The 6,746-nt window shown below is 40.6% G+C and carries 8 protein-coding genes; 1 reads left to right on the top strand and 7 read right to left on the bottom strand.

Annotated elements, in window-relative coordinates:
* Positions 1 to 22: 22 nt before the first annotated feature.
* The 7 genes from CWR48_RS17515 to CWR48_RS17545 form a co-directional block, all read right to left on the bottom strand.
* Positions 23 to 847, bottom strand: coding sequence for an urease accessory protein UreD (locus tag CWR48_RS17515; RefSeq protein WP_115774614.1), 825 nt, complete (start codon positions 845 to 847; stop codon positions 23 to 25).
* Positions 840 to 1,460, bottom strand: coding sequence for an urease accessory protein UreG (gene ureG, locus CWR48_RS17520; protein WP_115774615.1), 621 nt, complete (start codon positions 1,458 to 1,460; stop codon positions 840 to 842). The genes CWR48_RS17515 and ureG overlap by 8 nt, the downstream gene beginning before the upstream one ends.
* Before the next feature lie 269 nt (positions 1,461 to 1,729).
* Positions 1,730 to 2,416 (bottom strand): urease accessory protein UreF, encoded by a 687-nt coding sequence (locus CWR48_RS17525; protein WP_115774616.1) that lies wholly within the window; start codon positions 2,414 to 2,416, stop codon positions 1,730 to 1,732.
* The gene (gene ureE, locus CWR48_RS17530; RefSeq protein WP_115774617.1) at positions 2,409 to 2,864 is read right to left on the bottom strand and encodes an urease accessory protein UreE; all 456 of its coding nucleotides are present in this window, start codon (positions 2,862 to 2,864) and stop codon (positions 2,409 to 2,411) included. The genes CWR48_RS17525 and ureE overlap by 8 nt, the downstream gene beginning before the upstream one ends.
* A gap of 10 nt (positions 2,865 to 2,874) precedes the next feature.
* On the bottom strand, positions 2,875 to 4,587 hold the full coding sequence (ureC, locus tag CWR48_RS17535; RefSeq protein WP_115774618.1) for an urease subunit alpha: 1,713 nt from the start codon (positions 4,585 to 4,587) through the stop codon (positions 2,875 to 2,877).
* Positions 4,584 to 4,907 (bottom strand): urease subunit beta, encoded by a 324-nt coding sequence (gene ureB / locus CWR48_RS17540; RefSeq protein WP_115774619.1) that lies wholly within the window; start codon positions 4,905 to 4,907, stop codon positions 4,584 to 4,586. Before ureB ends, ureC begins: the two co-directional genes overlap by 4 nt.
* A 21-nt stretch (positions 4,908 to 4,928) precedes the next feature.
* Entirely contained in the window at positions 4,929 to 5,231 is a 303-nt protein-coding gene (locus CWR48_RS17545) for an urease subunit gamma (RefSeq protein WP_115774620.1), read from the bottom strand.
* A 376-nt stretch (positions 5,232 to 5,607) separates the two neighbouring features.
* Here CWR48_RS17545 and CWR48_RS17550 point away from each other — a divergent pair, with 376 nt between their 5' ends.
* Positions 5,608 to 6,543, top strand: a complete 936-nt coding sequence (locus CWR48_RS17550) for an urea transporter (RefSeq protein WP_115774621.1) — start codon at positions 5,608 to 5,610, stop codon at positions 6,541 to 6,543.
* The last annotated feature ends 203 nt before the right edge of the window (positions 6,544 to 6,746 follow it).

Here is a 6,746-nt window from a genome sequence, read left to right on the forward strand (position 1 = left end):
TAAAATGTATGGTTTCTATTCCTTAATATTTTCGAAGCAATGATGGGGCAGTATCAAACCATTCCTGTCTGATAATATGATGAATCTTTGAAAATACAGACTCCACTTTTTGTGTGGAATTAGCGAGCACCCTGACGGTGAACCCTTTTACAGCAAGCTCAGATAGGCCAATTTTATATGCGTCCGCATCTAATTTTACAGCTTCATAGAGCCTGTCCAATAATGCAGCATTGGTCTTCTCGCCGACCACCATCATGGAACCCAGGTGGGAGAAACCTTCCATGAACCCAAGCTCCTTCATATTCTGATTTTCCGGCATCAATTTAATATGATCATAAACAACAAGTTCGCCATCTAAATAAACTTCATTGATTAATTGAAGCCTATCATAGCTAAATTTCTCTCCATCTGCAGACCAACCCGGGGTAATCACATCTGTATAAATAAATGTTGCCCCTTTTTCCATATGAATTCGATTTATTTGCTTGTATTTCGCATGACGATAGGCAATCAGTGGGTCGGGAATATATTCTAGTAGGCTCCCCGCTTTTAATTTAATTTCCGTTTCTTGATAGGCTTGTTTGAATGGTGTTTTATAAACTTTCGTCGCAGATTGAGTAGTTAAAATCAATTCAGCATTTTCTTCAAGCGCAATGGAAAGTTGGTAACGATCTCCATTCAAATAGCCGCCGCCAGGATTCAAAATATAATAGCAAACCTGACCAGAGTCATCATGATAAACGGGACGCATTACCTTTAATGCCCCTTGAAAATACACATTTTTCGCCACTGATTTTCCATGTCGATTTTCAATATCTAACCGCAATTCACCTGTCCAATCATGCATGTTCATTTAATCCTTTTAATAGCACATCCTTTTTAATCCAATCGATTACTTGATCAAGTCCCGTATCATTCTTTAAATTTGTAAACACAAAGGGTTTATCACCACGGAAAACCTTTGTATCAGATGCCATAACATCAAGACTTGCGCCAACATACGGGGCTAAATCGGTTTTATTGATGATAAATAGATCGGATTTGATCATCCCTTGCCCACCTTTTCTCGGGATTTTCTCTCCTTGGGCAACATCAATAATATAAATAGAGAAATTAACAAGCTCTGGGCTAAAGGTTGCTGCAAGGTTGTCCCCGCCACTTTCTACAAAAATTAGCTCGACATCTGGATTTTTCTCTATCAATTCATCAATCGCTGCGAAGTTCATCGAAGCGTCCTCACGTATCGCCGTATGTGGACAGCCACCGGTCTCCACCCCAATGATTCTGTCTTGTTCAAGTACACCATGCTGGATGAGGAACTTTGCATCTTCTTTTGTATAAATATCGTTCGTGACAACGGCCATGCTGATTTCATCAGCCAAATGTCGTGTTAATTTTTCAACTAGCAATGTTTTTCCAGCGCCAACAGGACCGCCCACGCCAATCTTTATCGGTTCCATATGTACACCCTCCATTTTAAAAAATTTTCTCATTTCGTATGATCTGTTGCTAAAAATATAAACTACGGACTAGGCGCGACATTGATTTTCGCTTCGGATAGTCGCGCATCCAGCGGGCAACGCGGTCTGCTCCTTCTGAAGAAAACCACTTCCGATGGATCGCCAGCCCCCCGCGAAAAGCGAAGTGTATTTTCGGAGCGACAGCCAAGGAAACAAATATCATCCTAATCTAGTCCACACTTTATATCAATTTTGTTATCCTTCAAAATTCAAGACATAAAGATTCGGATATTGACGCGTTCATGTTTCATTTGTGATAACTCCAGACCTGGTGATACTATCCCAAAATCCTCGATTGTCAATGATTGAATTTTTTCATTTGCTTTCATTAAGATCGGTTGAAACTGCTGAATCGTCTTCTGTCCAGCTGTTTGCCCTAATGGGATTGCCCGTACTGCATTTTGGATAAGGGTTGTTAGGTTCGAATACAAGTAATAGAGCGTCGTCTCTCGTTGTGACACTTTTAAATAATGACCAATAATCGTAAATACAATCACCGGGTGCCCAAAGCCTTGCTTCTTCTTTAGCCGCTCACGATATTGTTGAAGAACTGGCACATTGTATAAGGATTCCACAAGATGTAACATTCGCTCGCCAATACGTTGCGTCCCTTCCCTCGTCTCCCGAGGCAGATTTTGCACCATCAACAACCGGTCAAGTTTCCATACTTCGTCTAAACGATTCTCTTCTAATGCCTGATATACAAGACGTGAAGCCAGTCCATCTGCATATACAAGCTGTTCATTTAAATAAACATCAAGCCACTTGGAAAATGTGGCTTGATTATTTACCGTTCCCTCTTGAATATACGTTTCCAACCCATAGGAATGACTAAATGCTCCTGTTGGAAAATTGGAATCACATAACTGAATTAATGAAAGCACCTGATTAGTCATGGCTATGTCCAATATGACGAAAGGCTTGCTTCACTTTTCGGTCTTCCCTATCATAAGGTATTTGCAGTTGATCGAGTAATTCGGCAACAAGATAATCATATTGAACGAGCATTTGCTCGCCTTCAAATTGCGCAGGTAAGTGGCGATTTCCTAACTGATGGGCAATTATTCCCATTTCCATGATACTTCTTGGGCGAATAATCAATAAATCGTCCGTTAAGACATCAATGATTATCATATTCGTATCATCCATAAACAGCACATCTCCAGCGACCAAATCACGCGCTTCCTTCAGCCGAATTCCAAGCTCCTTGCCATGATCCGTAGTTACCCGCTGGATTCGTTTCATTAAATCGTCACTTTCCAAATACACCTTTTCCTTATGGCGTCTATCCATTTCTTCTTGATCCATCTGCTGGATATTTGTAATCACACGCTCAATGATCAATGCTTTCACCTCAAAATAAGAAATATCGCTGCCCCATCGGCAATTTATCAACAGGTTCACATGTAATTAGTTCGCCATTCACTCTTACTTCGTATGTTTGTGGGTCAACCGTGATTTCCGGCGTTTCAGCGTTTAACTTCATCGATTTTTTCGTTAAATTCCGGATACCATGGACAGGGAGAATTTGCTTTTGCAATCCTAGTTGTTCATGTACCTTATCATCAAAAGCTGCTTGTGAAATAAAGGTAATCGAGCTTTTCGATAGCGCTTTTCCTGTTGCTGCATACATTGGTCGGTAAATGATTGGCTGTGGCGTTGGAATCGATGCATTTGCATCCCCCATCAATGCCTGTACGGTTAATCCATTTTTTAAAATGAGCTCCGGCTTCACACCAAAGAAGGCTGGATTCCAGAGGACGAGGTCTGCAATCTTCCCCACTTCAACCGAACCAACATGCTCGGATATTCCATGAGTAACTGCAGGATTAATCGTATATTTTGCAACATATCGTTTCACACGATTATTATCGGAATATTCACTATCCCCTTGCATTATGCCGCGCTGCTGCTTCATTTTATTTGCAGTTTGCCATGTACGGAGAATAACCTCACCAACACGCCCCATCGCTTGTGCATCCGAGCTAACCATGCTAAATACACCCATATCCTGAAGAATATCCTCTGCGGCAATCGTTTCTCTTCTTATTCTTGAATCGGCAAAGGCAATATCCTCTGGTACTGAAGGATTTAAATGATGACAAACCATAAGCATATCAAGATGTTCATCGATTGTATTGATTGTATATGGTAACGTGGGATTGGTTGAAGATGGAAGAACATTCATAAAGCTTGCCGATTTAATTAAATCTGGCGCATGCCCTCCACCTGCACCCTCCGTATGGTACATATGAATGACACGATCCTTAATTGCTGCAATTGTATCCTCCATGAATCCACCTTCATTTAACGTATCGGCATGGACCGCTACTTGTACATCGAATTTATCTGCGACCGTTAATGCATGGTCAAGGGCAGACGGGGTTGCTCCCCAGTCTTCATGCACTTTTAAGCCAATTACACCTGCACGTACTTGTTCGGCTAATGGCCCTTCTGCTGCCGCCTGTCCTTTTCCTGTAAAACCAACATTAATCGGGAATCCCTCTGCAGCTTCAAGCATGCGGTGAATATTCCATTCACCTGGGGTTACTGTTGTTGCTCTCGAACCAGCAGTTGCACCAGTTCCCCCACCAATAAGGGTCGTCAGGCCTGCCGTAAGGGCAACATCAATTTGGGCAGGATTAATAAAGTGTACATGGGTATCAATCCCACCAGCAGTAACAATCATTCCTTCGCCAGCAATAATTTCTGTTGATGCACCAATTACAATATCCACATTATCCATTACAAGTGGATTCCCCGCTTTGCCAATACCGGAAATTTTCCCATCGCGAATGCCGATATCAGCCTTATAAATGCCCGTGTAATCAAGGATGACGGCATTGGTGATGACGACATCTGGAACACCTTCCCCGCGTGTTGCAAGGGGATGCTGCCCCATCCCGTCCCGGATGACCTTCCCACCACCAAAGACAACCTCTTCACCATAGGTCGTAAAATCTTTCTCCACTTGAATAAATAAATCCGTATCAGCTAATCGGATGGAATCGCCCGTTGTTGGACCATACATTTGCGCATATTGTTTTCTCGACATTTTAAAACTCACTGTTCATTCCCTCTTTTCAATGGTCCATCTACTTTATTATTAAATCCATAAACCTCACGTTTCCCGCCATAATCGATTAATTCTACTTCCTTTTCATCGCCTGGTTCAAAGCGAACTGCCGCACCTGCTGGAACATTTAGGCGTTTTCCATATGCATCTTCACGTGTAAATTGCAGCGCATCATTCACTTCATAAAAATGATAATGTGATCCGATTTGGATTGGTCTATCACCAGTATTTGTTACGAATACTTTCGAAGCTACCTTCCCTGCATTACATGTAATTTCTTCTTCTTTTAAAAATAATTGTCCAGGTTCCAACTGTTCATCCCTCCTATTTTCTTATCTAATTGGACTATGTACGGTTACCAATTTCGTCCCATCAGGAAAAGTTGCCTCCACTTGTACATCATCAATCATCTCAGGAATACCATCCATGACATCTTCTCTTGTTAAAATCGTTGCACCATATTCCATTAATTCTGCAACAGTTCTCCCATCTCTGGCTCCTTCCAGCACTTCATAAGTAAGTAGTGCTACAGCCTCTGGATGATTCAATCGCAAGCCACGCTCTTTCCTTCGCTTTGCTAAATCTGCTGCCACTACAATCATCAGCTTATCTATTTCCCGCGGTAATAATTGCATCATATGCCTCCCTATATTCGAATATTGTTTTATATTAAAGATCGACAGAACAGTTATTATCGTTTCCAATTCATCCAATTTTAAACAAAATAAAACTAAATTCGCTATGTTTTTCCATTGCATGTCATTAAATGTTTCTTTTATCTTATAACGGAATTATCTTGTCTCTTTTAGGGTACTTTAATTTTAAGGCTGTTCTTGTAAACTTGTTGCTCTTTGAGAAAAGATTCAACCTTAAAGACGAATAGCGGTTACAAATCAAAGGCGCAAGATCTGGGCTTAGCTGTTCCAGTATAATAAATACATCAACCAAATGTTGTACTTTTTTACTCTTATTAGAAAATGAAAGTAGTTAGAAAGCTAGTAAAGGAGGAATATGTTGGGCAATTCATTATTCTATAAACATACCTTTGCCTTCATCTCGGTATCATTGAAAGGTATTTCACAAGTCATATTAATTGAAAATGTCGTTTCTGGTGCGATTATTCTGTTAGCTATTTCGATTACATCGGTTCCATTAGGGGTAATTGCCCTCCTATCGTCAATGATTGGAACGCTGATTGGAAGGCTTGGTGGAGCAGATGAAGCGATGCTCAAACAAGGATTATTGGGCTATAATTCAGTACTTACCGGACTGGCCCTATTTTTATTTTTGACAGGATCGACCCACTGGATTTTCAGTTTAGTCGGCGCTGCTATCGCTGCCATATTGACGGCAAGCTTCATGCATTTTATGAAGAATTCGGGCATACCCATTTTGACCTTGCCATTTATCATCTTGACTTGGTTTACCCTACTTGTATCTTATCGATTTACTGCCTTCCATCTCAGTGATAGCCTTGTTCCCCAAAGTTTGATGCAATGGGAATTAGATATTACTGGCGAAGTAGATTTTACCCAAGGAGTCTTTAATGGGATTGGCCAGGTATTTTTCTTAGATTATACAATTTCTGGAATTTTACTATTCATTGCGGTTTTCTGGGCAGAATGGAGGCTTGGATTAGCTGCATTTATTGGCAATGCTGTGGCATTACTGACATCACTAGCATTAGGTGGGGAATACTCATTGATCTTTCTTGGGTTATATGGCTATAATGCAATATTAACCAATATCGCCGTGTCCGTCGTGTTTAATTCTAAAAGACATCCTTTTTCTTTTATTACAGGTGGTATCGCCGCTTGCATGACGGTTCCTCTCGCTGCTAGTATAAATACATGGCTATTACCATATGGTCTTCCTGCTTTAACAATGCCATTCGTTTTAAGTACATGGGTATTCCTTAGTGCAAGGAAAATTTTACCGAGGGTATAATTCAATGAAAAATATTCGTGTCATTTATGGTGTGCAGGAACTGTCCAAAGATGCATTGGAATTGTGTATAGAAATTTTAATGGTTATCCTAAAAGAAAGAGAACAACATCACATTGATATGCTCCCCATAAGGTAGACAGATTAAAAAATAAAAATCTGTTTCTATCTTAGGGGGAGTTTTTTGTGTCAAAAAGAGCTTATTC

Source organism: Oceanobacillus arenosus (assembly GCF_003369575.1).
Taxonomy (GTDB): Bacteria; Bacillota; Bacilli; order Bacillales; family Amphibacillaceae; genus Oceanobacillus; species Oceanobacillus arenosus.

What these genes read in the sequence shown, in the direction of transcription:
- CWR48_RS17515 (WP_115774614.1), bottom strand. Translation starts at nt 847, where the DNA reads ATGCATGATTGGACAGGTGAATTGCGGTTAGATATTGAAAATCGACAT.
- ureG (WP_115774615.1), bottom strand. Translation starts at nt 1,460, where the DNA reads ATGGAACCGATAAAGATTGGCGTGGGCGGTCCTGTTGGCGCTGGAAAA.
- CWR48_RS17525 (WP_115774616.1), bottom strand. Translation starts at nt 2,416, where the DNA reads ATGACTAATCAGGTGCTTTCATTAATTCAGTTATGTGATTCCAATTTT.
- CWR48_RS17545 (WP_115774620.1), bottom strand. Translation starts at nt 5,231, where the DNA reads ATGCAATTATTACCGCGGGAAATAGATAAGCTGATGATTGTAGTGGCA.
- CWR48_RS17550 (WP_115774621.1), top strand. Translation starts at nt 5,608, where the DNA reads ATGTTGGGCAATTCATTATTCTATAAACATACCTTTGCCTTCATCTCG.